At 65.1% G+C, this 17,985-nt stretch carries 15 protein-coding genes and 1 pseudogene; 8 read left to right on the top strand and 8 right to left on the bottom strand.

Features of this window, described 5'->3' with window-relative positions:
• The first annotated feature begins 30 nt into the window (after positions 1–30).
• The 6 genes and pseudogenes from CUT39_RS00380 to CUT39_RS20075 all read left to right on the top strand — a co-directional run bounded on the left by CUT39_RS00380 (position 31) and on the right by CUT39_RS20075 (position 3,127).
• Positions 31–921, top strand: coding sequence for an AraC family transcriptional regulator (locus tag CUT39_RS00380; protein WP_100444056.1), 891 nt, complete (start codon positions 31–33; stop codon positions 919–921).
• A gap of 87 nt (positions 922–1,008) precedes the next feature.
• The gene (locus CUT39_RS00375) at positions 1,009–1,713 is read left to right on the top strand and encodes a TetR/AcrR family transcriptional regulator (RefSeq protein WP_100443967.1); all 705 of its coding nucleotides are present in this window, start codon (positions 1,009–1,011) and stop codon (positions 1,711–1,713) included.
• Positions 1,710–2,156, top strand: a complete 447-nt coding sequence (locus tag CUT39_RS20610; RefSeq protein ID WP_100443966.1) for a hypothetical protein — start codon at positions 1,710–1,712, stop codon at positions 2,154–2,156. Before CUT39_RS00375 ends, CUT39_RS20610 begins: the two co-directional genes overlap by 4 nt.
• Positions 2,156–2,326 (top strand): annotated as a pseudogene (locus tag CUT39_RS20935) (DapH/DapD/GlmU-related protein); the annotation flags it as partial. The gene CUT39_RS20610 and the pseudogene CUT39_RS20935, both read left to right, overlap by 1 nt.
• A 153-nt stretch (positions 2,327–2,479) precedes the next feature.
• A complete protein-coding gene (locus CUT39_RS00360; RefSeq protein ID WP_100443965.1) occupies positions 2,480–2,908 on the top strand; it encodes a DUF6223 family protein in 429 nt (142 codons plus the stop codon).
• A gap of 72 nt (positions 2,909–2,980) precedes the next feature.
• On the top strand, positions 2,981–3,127 hold the full coding sequence (locus CUT39_RS20075) for a hypothetical protein (protein ID WP_157930405.1): 147 nt from the start codon (positions 2,981–2,983) through the stop codon (positions 3,125–3,127).
• A gap of 161 nt (positions 3,128–3,288) precedes the next feature.
• Here CUT39_RS20075 and CUT39_RS20070 read toward each other — a convergent pair whose 3' ends face one another.
• The 6 genes from CUT39_RS20070 to CUT39_RS00335 all read right to left on the bottom strand — a co-directional run bounded on the left by CUT39_RS20070 (position 3,289) and on the right by CUT39_RS00335 (position 11,860).
• Entirely contained in the window at positions 3,289–3,837 is a 549-nt protein-coding gene (locus tag CUT39_RS20070) for an HAD domain-containing protein (RefSeq protein ID WP_157930404.1), read from the bottom strand.
• A gap of 536 nt (positions 3,838–4,373) precedes the next feature.
• Positions 4,374–4,664 (bottom strand): hypothetical protein, encoded by a 291-nt coding sequence (locus tag CUT39_RS00355; protein WP_100443964.1) that lies wholly within the window; start codon positions 4,662–4,664, stop codon positions 4,374–4,376.
• Between the two features lie 985 nt (positions 4,665–5,649).
• Complete coding sequence (locus tag CUT39_RS00350; RefSeq protein WP_157930403.1) at positions 5,650–6,696, bottom strand: hypothetical protein; 1,047 nt, start codon at positions 6,694–6,696, stop codon at positions 5,650–5,652.
• A 230-nt stretch (positions 6,697–6,926) separates the two neighbouring features.
• On the bottom strand, positions 6,927–8,162 hold the full coding sequence (locus CUT39_RS00345; protein ID WP_100443962.1) for a hypothetical protein: 1,236 nt from the start codon (positions 8,160–8,162) through the stop codon (positions 6,927–6,929).
• A 253-nt stretch (positions 8,163–8,415) separates the two neighbouring features.
• Positions 8,416–10,722 carry a hypothetical protein gene (locus CUT39_RS00340; protein ID WP_157930402.1) on the bottom strand — a complete coding sequence of 769 codons (2,307 nt, stop codon included), beginning with the start codon at positions 10,720–10,722 and terminating at the stop codon, positions 8,416–8,418.
• Positions 10,723–11,425: 703 nt separating this feature from the next.
• A complete protein-coding gene (locus tag CUT39_RS00335; protein WP_157930401.1) occupies positions 11,426–11,860 on the bottom strand; it encodes a 3'-5' exonuclease in 435 nt (144 codons plus the stop codon).
• 232 nt (positions 11,861–12,092) lie between these two features.
• Between CUT39_RS00335 and istA the strand changes: the two genes are divergently transcribed.
• The gene (gene istA, locus CUT39_RS00330) at positions 12,093–13,745 is read left to right on the top strand and encodes an IS21 family transposase (RefSeq protein WP_100443959.1); all 1,653 of its coding nucleotides are present in this window, start codon (positions 12,093–12,095) and stop codon (positions 13,743–13,745) included.
• On the top strand, positions 13,711–14,502 hold the full coding sequence (istB, locus tag CUT39_RS00325) for an IS21-like element helper ATPase IstB (protein ID WP_100443958.1): 792 nt from the start codon (positions 13,711–13,713) through the stop codon (positions 14,500–14,502). Before istA ends, istB begins: the two co-directional genes overlap by 35 nt.
• Here the strand turns inward: istB and CUT39_RS00320 are convergent.
• Together CUT39_RS00320 and CUT39_RS00315 are read right to left on the bottom strand one after the other, a co-directional pair.
• Positions 14,499–15,614: a UvrD-helicase domain-containing protein gene (locus CUT39_RS00320; protein ID WP_232805507.1), complete on the bottom strand. Its 1,116-nt coding sequence runs from the start codon at positions 15,612–15,614 to the stop codon at positions 14,499–14,501. The genes istB and CUT39_RS00320 overlap by 4 nt on opposite strands.
• A complete protein-coding gene (locus tag CUT39_RS00315; RefSeq protein WP_157930400.1) occupies positions 15,583–17,451 on the bottom strand; it encodes an ATP-dependent nuclease in 1,869 nt (622 codons plus the stop codon). Before CUT39_RS00315 ends, CUT39_RS00320 begins: the two co-directional genes overlap by 32 nt.
• Between the last annotated feature and the right edge of the window lie 534 nt (positions 17,452–17,985).

Here is a 17,985-nt window from a genome sequence, read left to right as displayed (position 1 = left end):
TGGCCGTCGATGGTCATTTCACTGATGTCCATGGACGAAACAACTGCCGATGCAGGCCCGGGGACGATTCGTGAAGGTTTCACCGGGCAGCGAATGCTCGTGGTGCCGCGCACCGCGGTTGCCGAGGCGCTGCGCCACCCGGTGACCGGGAAGCTGCTGGTCACCGATGCCGGGTTCTTTCCGCACGCCGCCCGGCACGGTCGTGTACGCCGTCGGGGCGCGGGCGAGCACATCCTCCTGGTCTGCACCGACGGCGCCGGCTGGTGCCGTAGCGAGGACCTCCGGTTCAGCGTCTCCCGCGGCGGCACCGTCCTGCTCCCCTCCGACCGCGCGCACGCCTACGGCGCCTCCCAGGACGATCCGTGGACCCTGTGGTGGTTCCACTTCGCCGGATCCGACGCAGCCGACCTGGTCCGCACCGCGCATTCGACGACGGGCGGACCGGTCACGCACCTGCGGGACCCCGCTCCGGTAGCGAGCCTGGTCTCTCAGGTCATCGACGCGCTCGACTCCGGGCTCACCACCTCGGCCTTCATTCGAGCCGCGGGTGCCGCCTGGCACGCCCTGACGCAGGTGATCGCCACCGGACGTCGCGGACCCGGAGCCGGTATGAGCCCGCTGGAGCGTGCCGCCGAGCATCTTCGGGCCACTGCCCCGCACCGCACCTCGGTCACCGCTCTCGCCTCGATGGTCGGACTGAGCACTTCGCAACTGACCGCGCTGTTCCGCGAGCGTCTCGGCGTCACCCCGCTCCAGTTCCAGGTGCAGCTCCGCATGACGCGCGCCCGCGAGTTCCTCGACGGCACCGACCTGCCCATCGCCGTCGTGGCCCGCGAGACCGGATACGAAGACCCGATGTACTTCTCCCGGCAGTTCACCAGCGTCCACGGCATGACCCCGACGGCTTACCGATCCCGCTAGTCGCAATGCCGTTCGGCTAGCGGGGTTGATGGGTCCCCATGCTTTCGACTATTGTTAGACCGACGGTTGGTCTATTGATGGAGTGAGATGGCCCGGACACTGGACCCGGTGGCGCATGCCCGGCGGCGCGACGCCTTCCTGGATGCGGCCGAGCGACTGCTGCAGTCCAAGGGGTACGAGGACATGAGCGTCGCCGACGTGCTCAAGGAACTCGACACGTCCAAGGGCGCCTTCTACCACTACTTCGACTCCAAACAAGACCTCGCCGCGGCAGTCATGGACCGCACCAGCGAGCGACTCGCGGCCGCTTTGGCCCCGGTGGTCGACCACCAGACCGGACTCGCTCCCCTGGACAAGCTCCAACAGTTCCTCGCCGCCGCCGGGCAGTGGAAGACGCACCGCCGCGAGCTCCTGCTCGAACTTGTCGGGGTGTGGTACTCAGACGCCAACGCCGTAGTCCGGCAGCGCCTGCGCCGCGCGATCACCAGCCGGATCGCCCCGCTCCTGGCCGAGCTGATCGACCAGGGCATCCAGGCGCGCGTCTTCACCGCGACCGATCCCGAATCCAGCGCCGTAGTCCTCCTCGACCTCGCCCTGGACCTGAACGACCGACTGGCCGAAGCACTCCTGACAGGCGCTGAGGCCGGCCACGCCGCACGCACGACGGCCGCTTACACCGACGCCCTCGAACGGGTCCTGGGCGTGCCGTCCGGCTCAGTCGTCCTGATCGACCCGACCGTGCTGGCCGCGTGGTTCCCCGACCGCGCCGAATCAAATGGAGATCACCGATGACACTCGCCCTCACCGTCCTGCTGATCCTGTACTTCCTCCAGAGCCTGGCCAAATTCGCCGTGTGGCTGGCCCTGCCCTACCGCATCCGTATCAAGCGGGTCGGCTCGTACTACGCACGCGGCCAGCGCATCATACGCGGCTACGACACCGTATCGCTGGTGCTGGTCGTGGCCATGACGGTGCTGGCGTTCGCCTCCGGCGTGGAGGTGACGAGCTTCGCGGCCGGACTGATCATCGGCATGACCCTCATCCAGGTATTCATACACCGGTTCGACCGGCCGCTGGCCGACGAGCAGATGCCACCCGAACCGGTCCGGCCCAACCAACACACCTCGTATGCGATCCAGGCCAACCCCTGGCTCGCCTGGCGCGAGATCGCACTGATCAGCCTGTTGTCGATCTGGGCCATCTACGCCCTGACCGCCGACAACATCGTCGGCTAGCGCCCGTCGACATCGCGGAGAACGTGTGGATCGGCGCCGGTGCCACGATCCTCCCTGGAGTCACCATCGGCCGCGACGCCGTGATCACCGCCGGAGCGGTCGTGTCCGAAGACGTGCCGCCGGCGCCCCTGAGGACCGGCTCGAAGGCGACCGCGCAACGGCAATGGTGACGGCCGAGAGTCGTCGGGGACAACCATGGCGGTATTGCCCGGATCTCATACTGCCCGCACGGTAGGCCGGATCTTCGCCCCCGGCACGACGACGAGGCATCTGCCCCGAATCTACTGTCCTCTGTACCCGTCGTACGGCTCAAGGGGGCCCCTATGACAGCGCGCCATCTGTCCACGATCGCCACGACCGCCATCGCCGGCGTGCTGCTGCTGGCCGCACCGGCCGCCGCGCACGACCAAGTCGCCGTCGGCGGCTACGGCCCCGACTCGGACCGGTTCGGCGCCGTCGTGGCCGCCGCGCTGGGCCTGACCAGTGTGGCCATCGGCGCCCTGGCGTACCTCCGCGCCGCCGGTCGCATCCGCATCGGCAGCGCACCGGCCGCAGCCATCGCGGCACTGGCGCTGGGGCTCACCGGATTCGTCCTGGCCGTCCTGCACGAAGCCCAGTCCACCGGTGGATTCGGCACCGGAAACGGCCGAGCCGGAGCGATCGTCGCGCTCGTAGTCGCCCTGATCGGGATGAACCTCGGCGGACTGGCACTGGCCCGCACCCTCCGAAGCCCCATGTCACGGTCCAGGTAATCGCGACCCGAACACCCGAAATCCGAAGCCCGCCACCACATTCCACCCAGCTTCCGGTGGGCTTGAGAACCTATGGCCGACTCCTTCTGGTGGGACCTGCTGCTGGGCGTCCTCGCGGCGCTCCTGGTCTCCTGGCCCGCACTCAACGCCACGCTCCTGATCGTCCGCCAGCGAGGCGCTGCACGTGCTGCCCGATGTGCTGCGACCAGGTCGCGTTGAAGAATGCGGTGTCCCCATCACGGGGGAGGATCCGAGCCGCCACTCTTGATCCAGGTGGCCCTGATCGCATCCCCGCGAGTCTCGCGCTCAAATGCGACATCAGCTTCCGCGGTGTCAAGCGCCCGGTTCGCACCGATCGCAAGACCTGCGCCCTCCCGTGGCTAACCTGCCCTTCCGCCGCCGGACCTTGCGTGGCGAGCGACGAACCGTTCAATCGCCTCGAGATCGCCCGGAGCCAAACCGCACCGGGATCGAGGGCGGATCTCCAGACGATCCGGTTCGGCGAGGTCCTCGGCGAGTTCATCGTCGGTCCAGATCAATGGACGGCCGGCCAAGGTCACTTCGGTGGCGGCAGCCGCCTTCGCTTCGGCGGCCGCAGGTCCATACAGTTCCGCAGTCCAGGCCCGGGTCAACGTCGGCAGGTTCCACAGGTCCTCCAGGATCTCGCCTTCGGGGCACCACGTCGTAGCCCAGACCAGATCGACCAGTCCTGATTCAGCCACAGCGCGGATGCGGTCGAGAAGGGGCGGCGACCAGGTCAACCGCAATACGCCCGCGGCTCTCGAGGAAACGAGACGCTGCTGCGCATTCGACCAGCATGGCTGTCCAGCATTGAGGACCCCGTCCACATCAAGCAGCCAGCACGGCCGGTCGGAAGCTCCGAGCATCTCCTCGAAACTCCCGATACCACCGACCGCATTGGACCTCATCGAAAACTCCATGAGCTCAGAAGGATTGAACAGCAGAAGCGCCCGAAACAAGGGAGGCTTCCCGAACCTGACCGTGCAATACAGGCAAGCCCGTACACCGCCCGGAACCGGCGAAACCTGCATCGGTTCCGGTTTGTCAGCTCCGGAAACTCCATTCCCGGCCGACCGGCGCGAACGGGTCCGGAACGGTCCGTCTCTCAACCGCCGAGTCAAGCGGCGCGAGCAGTCGTCGAAGCTCGCGCGCGAACCGGCGAGGAAGCCCGTGCAAAGCCTGCTCCAGTGCCTCCCTCGGACGCGGGCAACAGCACTCTTCGGTACAGATCGAATCTCCTCGGGCGCGACTGCGCCTGTAAGCGATCTGCCGCCAAACGAGAAACGCCGATCCGAACCGGCCGGGCCACGACCGGGAGTCACGGACCTCAAGCCTACGAAGAGCGGCGTTCAACGACCCTGAAGCACCGCGAATCTGAGGAGTCGGTCGCTGAATCAGGGATCTCGATCGATGCCGCTGGCTTGCGCGGACCTGCGCAGGAGACCTACGCGGCATCGTCCTTTCGGTAAATCGTCATCAAAACCATTGTGAGCGACCGGTCGACCAGAGTCAACACCGCCCGCGGCCACCCGCAGCAGCAGATCCGGACAGTCCCTCTGCTTATCTGAAGCCCTGGGCGCTCTACCGGTCCCTGCCGGACGACCACCGTCGCGCCTTCAACGGCCTGTGCTTCGACAAGCTCTACATCGACGCCGACGATCTCGACCACCCGGCGACCGCCCGCGCAGACCACGCCGCCGTCTACGCACCGCTCCGCCACTATCTCGGACAGCATGCCACCAGCCAGGCGCTGGCACGCGAAAGAGCCGCGGCTTACGCCGCGGCCCCGCAGAAAGTGCCCGATGTTCAAACAAGAGCTCTATGGTCGGGCTGACAGGATTTGAACCTGCGACCCCTTGACCCCCAGCGCTATCCGAAACTCCTTACCAGCGGCAATGGGCCTATCGAACGCCCAGACCCACCCTGACTGACCAGGCGATCTGCCAACCTTTCCCAACGTGTTCATGGCCAAGAGTATGGCCGCCAAGTCCATTATGGATCTGATTGGGAGGACTATCGCAAGAATGTGATACTGCCTACTTTTTGATGGAGCCGACGCAGTGTCGCACAAGGACCGCCACAGGCTCGACGCACCCCCCGTTATCGGGCAAATGCTGCGCCGCATCTCCGGTCTGCTCGGCGATGTCGTGGCGTCGACGCTCCTTGGCCCCCACTACCTCACACAACCGCGAACCACCATCGACCTTCGAACCCGCCGAGGCAGAGGCACACCACCGAAAGCGCACTTGTATCGCCACTCAAGGATTCTCGGATTACCGACCGGTAACTCGCCATGCATCATCTCAATGTCCGCCGTGATTCCCTACCCTCCGACGGTGGGCAAGGATCTCTTCAAACGTCAGAACTCTTAGCCCAAGTCGGGGACCCATGCCGCCAACCGGTCCGGCAGCGACTTCAAGATGATCCCCTACCGGCCACGTCGCAGGCTTGGACACCGAAACCGGCCGGCTTCGTGATCATGCATCCCCTGAAACCTGCTCAGCGGGCGGTCGGCAACTCCGTGAATTGACCCTTAGCCTGGTCGAACGCTGTCTCCTCAGCACATCAGGAAACACTGGCCAGCACTTGGCAGGAATCTCATGGACCTAGGTCCGAAGGACCACGCCTCCTCGGCTGACAACTCTGCACGGCACAATCGGCCGACATGCGACCGAAGCAGATTGAGATCGCCTCACAGAGTTCATCGAAGCCCCCCACCGCTACTTCTTTCGTCGCCGCCTGCGAAGGCGCGCCTCGGCTTCCCTGCGTCGACGCAGCGCGTCTTCATCGCGGACTACTGGTGCCCGCTTGGTAGTCGGGATAGGGCGCCGCCCCTTGGAATCCCTGAGCCGACGCGCAGCATCGGATCGCCACGGTCTCAGTACCTCAGGCAGGCTATCCCGCGACCTGAACCACGATACAGCTGCGGCAGTCGAGGCATCTTCAGCGTCTTCCCAGTCGGCCATGCGATTGGGATAGAACAGAAAATTCGCCGCCATCTGGAAGTAGAAGTCGTCGCGGGACTCGGCGAACTGCTTCATCGCCTGAACTCGCTTGATCTGCGGGCAGAACGCCGCACCGATGAACCATGCGGCTCCGGCCATGACGCCACCGGAGTCCTCATTCTCCTCGAGAGTCGGTGCACACAGGATTTCGATGATGCGCCGCTCTTGATCGTCGAGTTCGATGCTGGCTTCATCGCCCAACGCTGCTTCATAGGCGTCACGGGCATCGCTGGCGCTGGTGAGCTGGTGGGTACTGCGCAGCTCGTCCATCTCGAACATCAGGATGTTCTCGCCGGCCTGCAGGTCGCTCTCATGCCCGAACACTGCTGCTGTGCCAGTGAAGCCTGCGAGGACGAGGGTTTCGGGTCGACGCTGGCCCTTGCGCTGGGCATCGCCCAGACGCGCGTGGGGCGATGACACAAATGGACACACCTGCGCCGCGTACAGCGCGCATATTTTGTGGACGGGTGCCTCGTTGAATGTCGGCGCAGGGCCCATGTGATGCAACTGATCGTTGAACGTCACCTGCCAGCGCAGCTCGTCACGGAACGGCATCGCGCACACAGCGCACAGGTCATAGGTGGCGAGGACGAGTTTGCGCTTCTCTGACAGGCCGCCGAAGTCCTCCTTCCCTGGCGCCTGCGGGATGACCCCGATAATCGGGTACCCGCGCGGATCGATGCGTAGATTTGAGCAACGGGCGGGGGCGGTGATTTCAGCAGGCCGACGCCCTGCGCCAGTAGGGAGACCGTCTCGTGACACGTAACGAATTTACCAAGATGGAGATTTGAAGCTCGCCTCTGTCCATCTGGAAATCTTCCTCGTCAGCAACCTGCGGCGCTTCATGTGTTCCGGAGCCGTGCGATGGACTGGATGGGTTTGACCATGGCGGATCTTCGCGTCCCCAGACCAACCCCTGGATTCGATCAGGGTGTCTGCAATCATGTCGTCCGTGTGTGGGCCAGCGCCGGTGGCGCTGGCCCACACGAGCGTCATTTATCGGTGTCGACTACTGGCAGCGTGAACCGGCCGTCACGTGCTGCTTCGAGGTCCGCCCGTGTCAGCACCGTACCGTCTGGCCATGGGTGCTGGCACAAGGCAAGCAGGCCGGGCCGGGGTTTGCCGCCGACAGTGGCTCGGGCGGCGAGGTCGTCGAGGAGTCGACCCAGGAGGCCGGCAAGCGTCCACGGGCCGCCGCCGCTGTAACCCCAGGCGATGCCGTCGGCGGCGAGCTGGGGTGCGAGCCATAGGCGGCCGTCGGTGTCGCGGATCCACACGGTCGTGTGCCCACCGGAGAGGATCACTGAGTGGAGCGCGGCTGCGGTGGGGATCGCGGCCGGGACGAGCGTGTGAATGATGCCGTCGGGGTCCTCGGCGCATGCCGCTCCCGTTGCCGGGTCGGTCAGGTACCGGACAGGTCTGCGCTCTTCGAAGAGGACATGCGCGGCCCTCCACGGGCTCGGCTCCAGCCGCGAGGTCCACTCGGCCGCCCACTGGTCCGCGCTGGGGTCGATTTGCGTGAATGCGGCGAACGGCAGTGTCCGGTCGCCGCTGGTCCAGGAGCGCATCGTCCGTAGTGCGGCGCCAGCAGCGTCGTCCCTGCGGTCAAGTATGTCGAGCCACCCGGCACGGATTGTCGTCTCATCGAGGTCGCCGGGCTCGGGTACTGGCAAGGGTCTCGCACCCCACGGCAGCGTGAGTTGTTCGCATGCGTCGGTGAACGTGGCAATGTCGTTCTTTGTGATCCGGTAGTCGTCCCAAAGGGCTTCAGCGGCGAAGTTGGTGAGCGCGCGGTGCGCCGCCGTACCGGGCTCGCACGTGGCGGCGGCGACCAGGATCGAGGCGATGTCGACGTCGCGGGCAAGCGCGGTCACCGGGGGCTCGCCGGGCTCCCACCGGTCGATGATCGCGAATGTGCGAAGGTTCTGTGGGAACAAGGGAGGGGCGGTCCCGATCCAGCCGCTCATCTGTGTCCAGGACACCAGTGGCGCGTTGTGGTCGGGGAACACGCCCGGCTCCCACAAGCGCATCTCGGGTTCGGCCGTCCAGAGCCGGCCGGTGCAATAGACGACGGCCTCGATGCCGGCGAGGTCCTCACGCCACGTCCACGTGCTGGCGGTGGTCGCTTCGTGCTGGACGAGCGCGATCCGTCCTTCTGCGCGGGCCCAGATCTGGGCGGTCGCGCCGCCGAGATCGACGGCGCCGTCGTAGTCGGCGAGTTTGGTCAAGGCAGGCCAGGTATGGGGATCGACTGCGGTCCGGGTCGAGGTGTTGCGGCGTCGGAACAAGCGCGGGCCCTTTCTCGAGCGTGCGAACAACGCCTGCCAGAACACTCCTCGATCCTCAACGTATTCCGTTGGGACCCCATGGAACACAAGTCGTCGGGTAGTTGACAGCAGGACCGTCGACGGCACGCCTGCCGCTCTGTCAATTCGACACCGCTGCCGCACGACACCCCCAGCATGGGGATCGCGCCTGAGATTATCCGTAGAGGTGTCGGTACAGCTGCATGATCTTGTTGGACTGGTCGAGGACCTCGATGGGTTCAGGGATGGTCGTGTAGAGGGCGAAATCGGTGCCGTCGGGGGTCGGACCCGAGCGCCAGGTGTAGGCGGGGGTGCGGAATCGGGACCGCATCACTTCGTCCGCCCAACCCAGGGCCTCATGCTGCGGCGCGTCGACGTCGAAGAAGTAATTCGTCATGACATGGAACAGCACCCATTGCTCGGGGAAGCGCCTGACGATCCATCGCGTGGCATTCAAGAGATTCAGCCCCTCATAACACCCGCAGTCGTGATCCTCTTCAATCCAGAGCAGGTCCCCGCCGACGAGATCCACGATGATCGCTCTGCCCTCGCGCTTGACGGCTTCACCATCGTGCGAGCCGTCCAAGACGCCCGCGACGATGCCGAAGTACAGGTTCCGGTCGTCATGGAAGACGGCGAAAGCAAGCTCGCCGTCAGTCACCGGTACCTCCTGCAGCGGAGCGCGGTGGAGCATCGCCGCCCACGCGGGCAGCGAGGGCGGCACTTCAATCCCAGCCAGCTTGTTATGGACCCCGCCGAGCCCCTGCCAGTGCTCGGCAGCGTAGGTGAAACCAGTGACCGTACCGAACGCCGTGAGCAGGCCGACGCCCACGACAGGACCGTTGGTGAGGATGTTGGATGCGGCGCGGTCGATCGCCGGAGACCCCAGAATCGTATCCGCATCGTTGATCACGAGCAGGAGACCAGCGGTCCCGGACCCGATCTTGAAGTCACCCGGATCGCCAGCGCGCAGGTCGACCACGTCGGCGACTTTGAGGATCGCCTCAGCGGTCGCATCGGGACTCGTGGCAATCCAGGCCTGCGGCGACGATGCATCCGTGCCCGCCGACAGGCGCAACCGGTCTTTCGGGTCGCAGAGGTAGGTCACGAATCGCCCGGACAGCTCCGCTTGGTGCTTGAGGATCACGAGAGTCGAAGTGTTCGATCGGTGGTCGTCGTTGATGAGGTAGCCGCTCTGGGCGTTTCCCTCACGGTCGTGCAGGATCCAGGGGACCGGTTCTCCGGAGTCCAGCCGTCCGAACTCGATACTGCCGGTCTCGGGGTCGTAGGTGGGCACGCCCCGGTACTGCAGTGCCGCCTCCTCGTCGGCCTCTTGCTGTCGCCGCTGCAGGATGGATTCGCGAACCTGCTGTTCGGCCTCGAGAAGGTCCGGCGCCAGGGGCGTGGTCTGGACCGTTGTGTCGCTCGAATGGTCGAGGAAGATGGAGCTCGGTTTCCGCTCGGCGGGGGCCTCGTCGCCGAAGGTTCGGAACATCAGGTCTCGTTGTTCGGCGAGATCGCTGAACATATCGGGGCCTTCGCGAACGAGACGGGCCTCCGGGCGCCACTGGCTGATCTCCATGGCGCTGATGCCACGCGGCACGGCCTTGCGAGGGGCAGGCGGGACGTCGTGGTAAATGAAGTGGCTCCGACGGGCCTCGGGCTGGGTCGCGGAACAGAATCGGGCGAGCCCGTCACTTGTGTCAAGGTGTACGTTGAGCAGCCGGAACCCTGCCGAGCGCATCTGCCGCATCGGCTCGGTCTGCCGGGGCGCCTGCCACTTGCTCAGGTTCACGTTGTAAGCCGGGCTGAAATGGGCGATGAGACTGTGCTCGATCAGGTCGACCGTAGATCCGGATACGACTCCGTCCCGGGTAGCGAAGACGCGTTCGTACGCATCGATGTCCGGGCCGGGTTCGGTGTCGTCGATGTGGTCGTCGCTGGACCATGTGGATTTCGCGAGCATCAATGGGGTGACGAAGATGTCCATCCTCTGGTCGAGATAGTCCTCATAGATGGTCTGGAGTGTTTCATGCTGGGCCGTGCGAGTAGCGGCGGTACGCCGGCCGTCACCGTAGGCCTTGCCGATGTAGAGGATCTCGTGCCGTGCCAGGTCCGGACCGCCCCCAGAAAGGAATGCGGCCAGCGACCACGAATCGCCATGGAGATGGACACCCGGGAACCGGAGCGAGAAGTAGGAGCCGCCCTCGTGGACATGGAAAGTCGCATCATGATCGGTGTCGGCGTACTCAGCGCCGTACAGCGCGGCCGTGCCTGAACTGTCGCCCGCTCCCGCCTCTTGGAACCCGACGGTCAGGATGCCATCATCGAGTCGCTCAGAGTCGGGAATGATGCGAACGGCCGGTCGGGCGGAGATGAGGTACCAATGGCACCCTGCCAGGGCCGTGTCCAGGTCCTGTCGGGTGAACCGCCGCTGATACGTATGCCGAACTGCCAGTTTGAAACCAAGCGTCCCTGCCATGAGTCGATCGTACGCAACCAACTCCTGGAGAGTCATCCCCTAAAATGGATCGACGCTCACTGGCCCTCAGCCCTGCCTTCTGCGTCCCATGGGTTACGGACGCAATGCGTCCACAGTAGCTTCGCTTTCCCGTCCCGCTTGGGCATCGCTGCATGTGGCACGGTGCGGGCAATGGAGCGGCGACGGTCCACCTCTAGACAATCCTGCGGAACCTCTCGGTCGGGGCATAGCCAAGCTCCTCTGCAGTCAAGGTTGAGCCACCGCACCGGAGCTTCGGCACCTGGTCTCGGCACCGGACCTCCATGCCCTGCATCCCTGAACAACGAACCGCAGCCCCGGCGGCGCAGAACGCTCACGTAGACGCTCCGGAGCAGGTCCGCGTCGGGGCGAGCAGGCATCGTTGTCACGGAGGAAACCGAGCTGGGCACGACCCGCAGGCCGCTCGGGTGGGGATCGAACAGCCGGGATGTCTCGCCTCAGCTCCCGCAGCCGCACTCGGACCGAGGTCGCGGCAGCAGCGGGCGAAAGCCAGCGCTGCCGAGGCGATTTTCGTGATGATTGGAATGCCCTAGACCGACAAGAATAAGCTGATGTCCCAACTCACGAACGCACCTGTATCGTCACGCAAGACGTCCCAGCAGACCAGGCAGGAGGCGGAACCCGCTCAATTGCAGTGTTTCCATCTGTCCACTGCCTGGCGCTCTCAACACCGCCGAACCGTCTTCATCGCCCGCGTCAGCGCTACGTAGAGCACGCGGTCGTCAGGTTTGTTTTCGTGCAGACCTTCCCGAAGTCGCGCCATTTCGCCCGAGGAGAGGCTGAGGCCGACTGCAGGCCATTCCCGGCCCTTGGCCTGATGGACAGTTAGGCCCGGGATCAGGTCGTCACGGCGCATGCGACGCGCCAGCGCCTGGAGGCGGCCGATTTGCTCGGCTTCTGATTCGGCCTTGAGGCTTCTTGGCCTGCGACCATCGGTCCGGAGCGTCTTGATCGTGTCGCGGAGCTGTTCAAGTGCCACAGTGGCTGCCGCAGCAGACCCGGCGTGCAGCACCTCGAGAATCGCCGCGAACCGGTCGCTTTCGAGTTGCACGCGCTCGAAGTCGAGGCCCAGGACCGCTCCGGCCTCGACGCCATGCACCGTCCCATGCCCGAACCTGCCCCGTACGAAGCGATCGAGCAGCAGCGCTACAGCCGCGTCGGTTTGGTTGGTTATTACGGGTTGAGTTGGCCCCGTCTTCCGGGTTCGTGTGGCCCCACTGGACGGGGCTGAAAACTAGTTCCAGATTGGGGTGGCCCCACCCTGGTGGTCGTGTGACCATGCGGTGACTGAGTATCCGAGGCGGGTGGGGGCGTCGGTGGTCGATCGGTCTGTGCGGAAGAGGGCGGAACTGTTCGCTGCGATCCGGCGTGATGCCCGCAGCCAGGACCTGTCGATCCGGGCGCTCGCTGAGAAATACGGCGTGCATCGTCGAACGATCCGGGACGCACTTGAGTCCATAGAGCCTCCGGAGCGCAAGAAGCCGCCCAAACGGAAGCGGAAACTCGAGCCGTTCACCGGTGCGATCGACGAGATCTTGAAAGCCGACCTGGAAGCCCCGGCCAAGCAGCGGCATACGGTCCGGCGGCTACATGAGCGGCTGATGGACGAGTGGGGCATGTCGGATGTCGCCTATACGACGCTGGCCGAGTACGTCTCCGAGCGGCGCAAGGAACTCGAGCAGGAGGCCCGGGCGCGTGCGCCGGAGGCGTTCATTCGCCAGTCCCATCGGCCCGGTGTCGGCGCGGAGGTCGATTTCGGAGAGATCTGGGTGGATCTGGCGGGGGTGCGCACGAAGTGTTTCCTGTTCAGCTTCCGGCTGTCGTTCTCGGGGAAGGCGGTCCACCGGATTTCACTCTCGTGCGGGCAGGAGGCGTTCTTCGAGGGCCATGTCCACGCGCTGAAGACCATCGGCGGTGTCCCGACCGGTCAGGTCCGCTACGACAATCTGCGGGCCGCAGTTCATCAGGTCGTGGGCCTGTCCCGGTCCCGGATCGAGAACGACCGCTGGACGGCCTTTCGCGTCCACTATGGCATCGATGCGTTCTACTGCCGTCCCGGTTTGGAAGGCGCGCATGAGAAAGGCGGTGTCGAGGGCGATATCGGCTGGTTCCGCCGCAACCACTTCGTTCCCGTCCCGGTCGTCGCCGACCTCGACGAGCTCAACGCGGCCGTCGAGCGGTGGGACGCTGAGGACGAGACCCGCCGGATCGGTGCCAGAGCGCAGACGGTCGGCCAGTACTTCGAGGTCGAGAAGATGCACCTGGCCCCGCTGCCGGAAGAGGATTTCGAGGTCGGGCGCCTGTTCTGCCCTCGGGTCGACCGGTTCAGCCAGGTCACGGTCCGGCAGGTCAAGTACTCCGTCCCGGTCCGCTATATCGGCAGGAAGGTCCGCGTGCTGCTGTATGCCTCGCACCTGGTGGTCTTCGAGGGCCGGACCGAGATCGCCCGGCACCGGCGGCTGCTGCGGCGCGGCGAGGAGCAACTCAAGCTCGACCACTACCTTGAGGCGCTGCTGATCAAACCCGGCGCCCTGCCCGGCGCGACCGCACTGGACCAGGCCCGCGCGGCCGGGAAGTTCACCCCGGTCCACGACCGATGGTGGCAGCTCGCCGGCCGCGCCCACGGCCAGGCTGCGGGCACCCGGGAGCTGATCCGCATCCTGCTGCTCCACCGCAGTCTCGCCCACGAACACGTCGTCGCCGGTCTGGCCGCTGCGATCGGATCGGGCGCCCTCACCTCCGATGCGGTCGCGGTCCTGGCCCGACGCGCCGCGCAAGGCCTGTCCGACAACGACAGCCCAGGCGAGACCGACACTGCGAGCCCCGCCTGGGGCGAGCGGCCCTGCCTCCCGATCGACACCAGGCCCCCACCCTCGGTCGCTGCCTACGACTGGCTGCTGAAACGCCTGCCGACACCACCGTCACCGCACCACGAGGGAGAGAGCGACCATGACCAACAAACCCACGACGCGAGGGATGACTGAAGCCGCCGCCGAGACCGCGGTCGACGTCGCGACCAAGATGCTGCGACTGCCGACCGTCCGCAGCCAGTTCGCCCCGGCCGCCGACGCGGCCAAACGCGAACAGCTCACCTACCGCGGCTACCTGGCCGAGCTGATGATGGCCGAGTGCGAGGACCGCGACCGTCGCCGCTGCCAACGCCGCCTGCGGGCCGCGGACTTCCCCCGCCAGAAGTTCTTGGGCGTGAAGGACTTCGACTACGAAGCCAATCCGAACATCGAAGCCGCGACCGTCGCCACCCTCGCCAAATGCGACTGGATCCGAACCGGCAGCCCGCTCTGCCTCATCGGCGACTCCGGCACCGGGAAATCGCACCTGCTGATCTCCCTGGGGCACGAGGCGGTCATGGCCGGATACAAGGTCAAGTACGTCCTGGCCGCGAAACTGGTCAACGAACTCACCGAAGCCGCCAACGACAAACAGCTGGGACGCACCATCGCCCGCTACGGCAGGGTCGACCTGCTCTGCATCGACGAGCTGGGCTACATGGAACTCGACCGGTACGGCGCCGAACTGCTCTTCCAGGTCTTGACCGAACGCGAGGAGAAGAACAGCGTCGCCATCGCCTCCAACGAGTCGTTCTCCGGCTGGACGAAAACGTTCACCGACCCCAGGCTCTGCGCCGCGATCGTCGATCGCCTGACCTTCAACGGCACCATCATCGAGACCGGCACCGACTCCTACCGACTCGCCCAGACCCAGAAAACCGCCACCAACTAGCCCACCAGGCGGGGCCAAATCAACCTGGAAACGGCCCCAGTTCCAACCCCCGAACTGGGGCCCAAACTCACCAGAACCCGGGGCCACCGCAACCCGTAATAATCAGTTTGGTTGGCCAGTCGGCCGAAAGACAGCGGCAGCACACAGTCGGCGACGTCCCAGAGGTCTTTCCATTTGCGCGCGAGGACGACGTCGCACTCGGCGATGTCGGCCGACGTCGCCAACGACACTGGGGCGCCGGACCTGGCCTTTTCCGCGACGGTGCGCATCGTGTCGGTCGTGAATCGAAATGAGCGGCTGACCGGGTAGGTTGTGAAGGCTCCGGCCTCGACCATCCCGGGCACCAAGTCTGGTCGGGCGCCGCGGAAGTCGTAGAGTGCCTGCCAGGGATCACCGATCACGGTGACCGATAGTCCCTCCTCGGCCGCCAGCCAAACCAGAGCGAGATCGAGCTCGTTGGCGTCGAAGACCTCGTCGACAATCACGGCTTTCGTGGTTGCACGGAGGAATTCAGCGATAATCGCCTTCAATTCAGCGTTCTTCAGCGAAGCGAGGACCAGGTGGCGGACGTCCTCGTGCGCGCACCGGCCGGCTCGCAGGTGCGATTCGAAGTCCTCCTTCTTGCCGACGTAGTGTCCGGCACGGTTGACCGGAATCCCACGGGTGCCGACTGCGGTTCCATCGAGGGTGATGGCCCTGCGGTAGCCCATGCTCTCCGCCATCCACCGCGCGGCCTTCTGGCCGCGCCAGTTGTCCAGCACCGTCAGTTCAGTCAGGCCGCCCGGCCAGGAGACCGCCTCGGTTCGCAGCAGGTAGGTCAGTATTTCGCAGTGGAGAGCGTCGATCGTCATCCCCACATGAGGCCAGGATAGGGCCGTCCGGCCCCATCGCTGCCGGATTCTTGTGCACAGCTCTGCGCAGGCAGATCGGGTGAAACTGAGCGCAAGGATCCGGCGCAGATCATCGTCTGGTTCCCATCGCAGCACGCCGAAGCGCTCGGCAGCCACGGTCGTTTTACCTGAGCCTGGTGCAGCGTTGATGTAAATACGCCTTTCGGCGCTCGTCGCCGCTGCCCGCTGTTCACATGTCAGGCGTGAGCGTGTCGAGGTCATCGTCGTCGTGGCCCGCATATAGGAATTCGAACATTTGGCTCATATGATTTGGCACCATCACCGGACTGTCGTTCGCCATTCGCTGCTCCAATTCAGCGGCCAGGGCGTGGGCGAACATGGCCTTCTTGCTGTTGGAGGCTCCAGTAAAGAGGCCGTCGACGGCCTTCGCCGTGCACTGGGCAGGACGCCCGATCCCGGTCTCTTCGAGCGCGATGGTGACGGCTTCCTCGTTGCCTTGCGTGATCGCCGGCTCCAGTGTCGGGTCATTGTAGAAGCCCCTGACGACGGCATCATCGAAGTCGGCGAGCCACGAAGGAGGCGCAGCCGGCGCTCCCGTCCGGTTGTCGGTATCTCTGAAGACTGCGATTCGGGTAGCGATCTCATGCCCGCGGGTCGCCAGCAGGTCGACTGGCCAGCGGCCGACCTTCCACCCCATCACCACGATAGTCAGCGCTTCGATGAACTGACGACGACGCGATTCGGCGCCCGCCCAAGCACGCCCGAATTGGCGCAGCAGCAACGCGTCCGTGACGCCTTCGGTGATGACCATGCGCTCAGCAAAGAGGGCGGCCGACCTGGTCACGTCGAGGTGCATGCGAGCCATGTGGAGGGTCCGATCCCGGTCATGCATCGGGATATTGGCCAGCACGCGTGAGGTCCGCCGACCGCCGCCGAGCCGCCGGAGCACTACAAGCTCCTCCGGTCTGCATGCGGCGATGACGTCTCCGGAGTGGGTACTGATGATCGTCTGCAGCTCCGGCCGGTCTGCAGTCAGCTTGCGCAGGTAACGCGTCAGACCGTGTTGCAGCTGGGGGTGCAGGTGCGCTTCGGGTTCCTCGATGACCAAGGTGACATGGAACTGGTCGGGAAAGAACGCATCCTCGTTCGATTCGGCTTCAACCTCGCGCTGCGCGTCGAGTTCTTCCTCAGTCGGTTCACGGTCCGACTGCGAAGCCGACTCCTCTGCCGTACTGCTCGCATCGTCGCTTCGCCCCTCCCGAGCGTGCGCGTTCTCGCCTGTGTCGGCTGCCGAAGCCCGCAAGTTCGGTATCCCGGCAAGCGTTACAGCGATATGCAGCAGGTTGACATAGCCCAACCCGGAGACCTCGAGCCGCTGCGCGGAGGCCCGCTCGTCAACGGCTCCCAAAAGCAGCTCCAGCACTCGCGCCAGATAAGCGTCGTCAACGGCTTGGCCGCCAACGAACGCATAATGTCCGCTGACGCCGGACGACAGCGCGGTCAAATGCTCGCGGATGCGATGCTCGACCGCTTCGATCAGCCCGGTGCGCGTCAGATCCTCAAGGAGTCGCTGGGCTCTCGCACGCACATCGGATAGGTTGCGATGACCGTGTTGCCGCTGCTGTTCGGCCCGCAGCATCTCGATGAGCACCTGCGCCTCTCGACGCGCAAGCTCATCGAGCGGATTGCGATACGCCGGAAGGTAGATCAGCCGCAGCTTATCGTAGGCATCCGGCACCATCTCGGGCGCAGCGGCGCGTACGCTACCGAGGTTGCGCTCGAGTCCGCGAGACCAGCTTGGCGCAGGCATCGCCTGTGCCCGCAGCATGGCTCCAATAGGTCCCTCGCCACTCAGCTCAGCGGTGAATGCGAACGACACAGCGATCTCGCGCGGCCGGTGCGGTCCCAACGTCGCCACCGAGGGCGCCCCAAGCCTCGGGAACCGGTCCCGATGCGCCAGATACAGGGCATCGGTGACAGTGCTCTTACCGGCGTTATTCGCTCCTACCAGAACCGAAAAGCGGCCCGGAAACTCGCATTCAAGATCCTCCGTCGAAGACGCACGAAACCCCCGAATCACTGCTCGTTGCAGGAACACCCGGCCTCCCAACCCTCATACCAGACTCCGCCCCACCATTCCATTTCCCTCGCGTGGCCACGTCGGCGCACCTCGTCTTCTCCGTCCAGCAAAACGGCCGCAGTCGACAGTGTATTCACAATTCACAAGCACCGCAGTTCGCATGCCAGCGCGCCGGGCAAGGTTGGCACCCGCAAGCTCCGGCCACTGGGTCTCCGTCAGCTCGAAGGTTTCGAGCGCCCAACCGTTCAGGTAGGAACTCGGGACTTCGTCGCGATCGGCACCGGGCTCGACGCTATGCCGATACGATCCGCGGCTCGAGGTTCTTTAGAATGCCTTGTTGTCAATATATATTTGAAACTGAGATGGCGCTGAACGATGCCATCACTGAAGAGTGAGAGTCAAGCTGAATCTCACCGGGCGCACCTTCTCAACTTCCTTCCCGCCGAGACGGTTTGGAACAAAGTTGGCCGTGGGCATCACGGCCGCGACGAGGAGCCCTGCCTCAGTCCAAGTGAGCCTGTGCCTGGACACGGCGAATGCTCCGCCTCCAGA

It is taken from the genome of Glycomyces xiaoerkulensis (assembly GCF_002798405.1).
Taxonomy (GTDB): domain Bacteria; phylum Actinomycetota; class Actinomycetes; order Mycobacteriales; family Micromonosporaceae; genus Glycomyces; species Glycomyces xiaoerkulensis.
The sequence above is the reverse complement of the archived record's forward strand: the minus strand, read 5'-3'. Positions and strand labels throughout refer to the sequence as shown.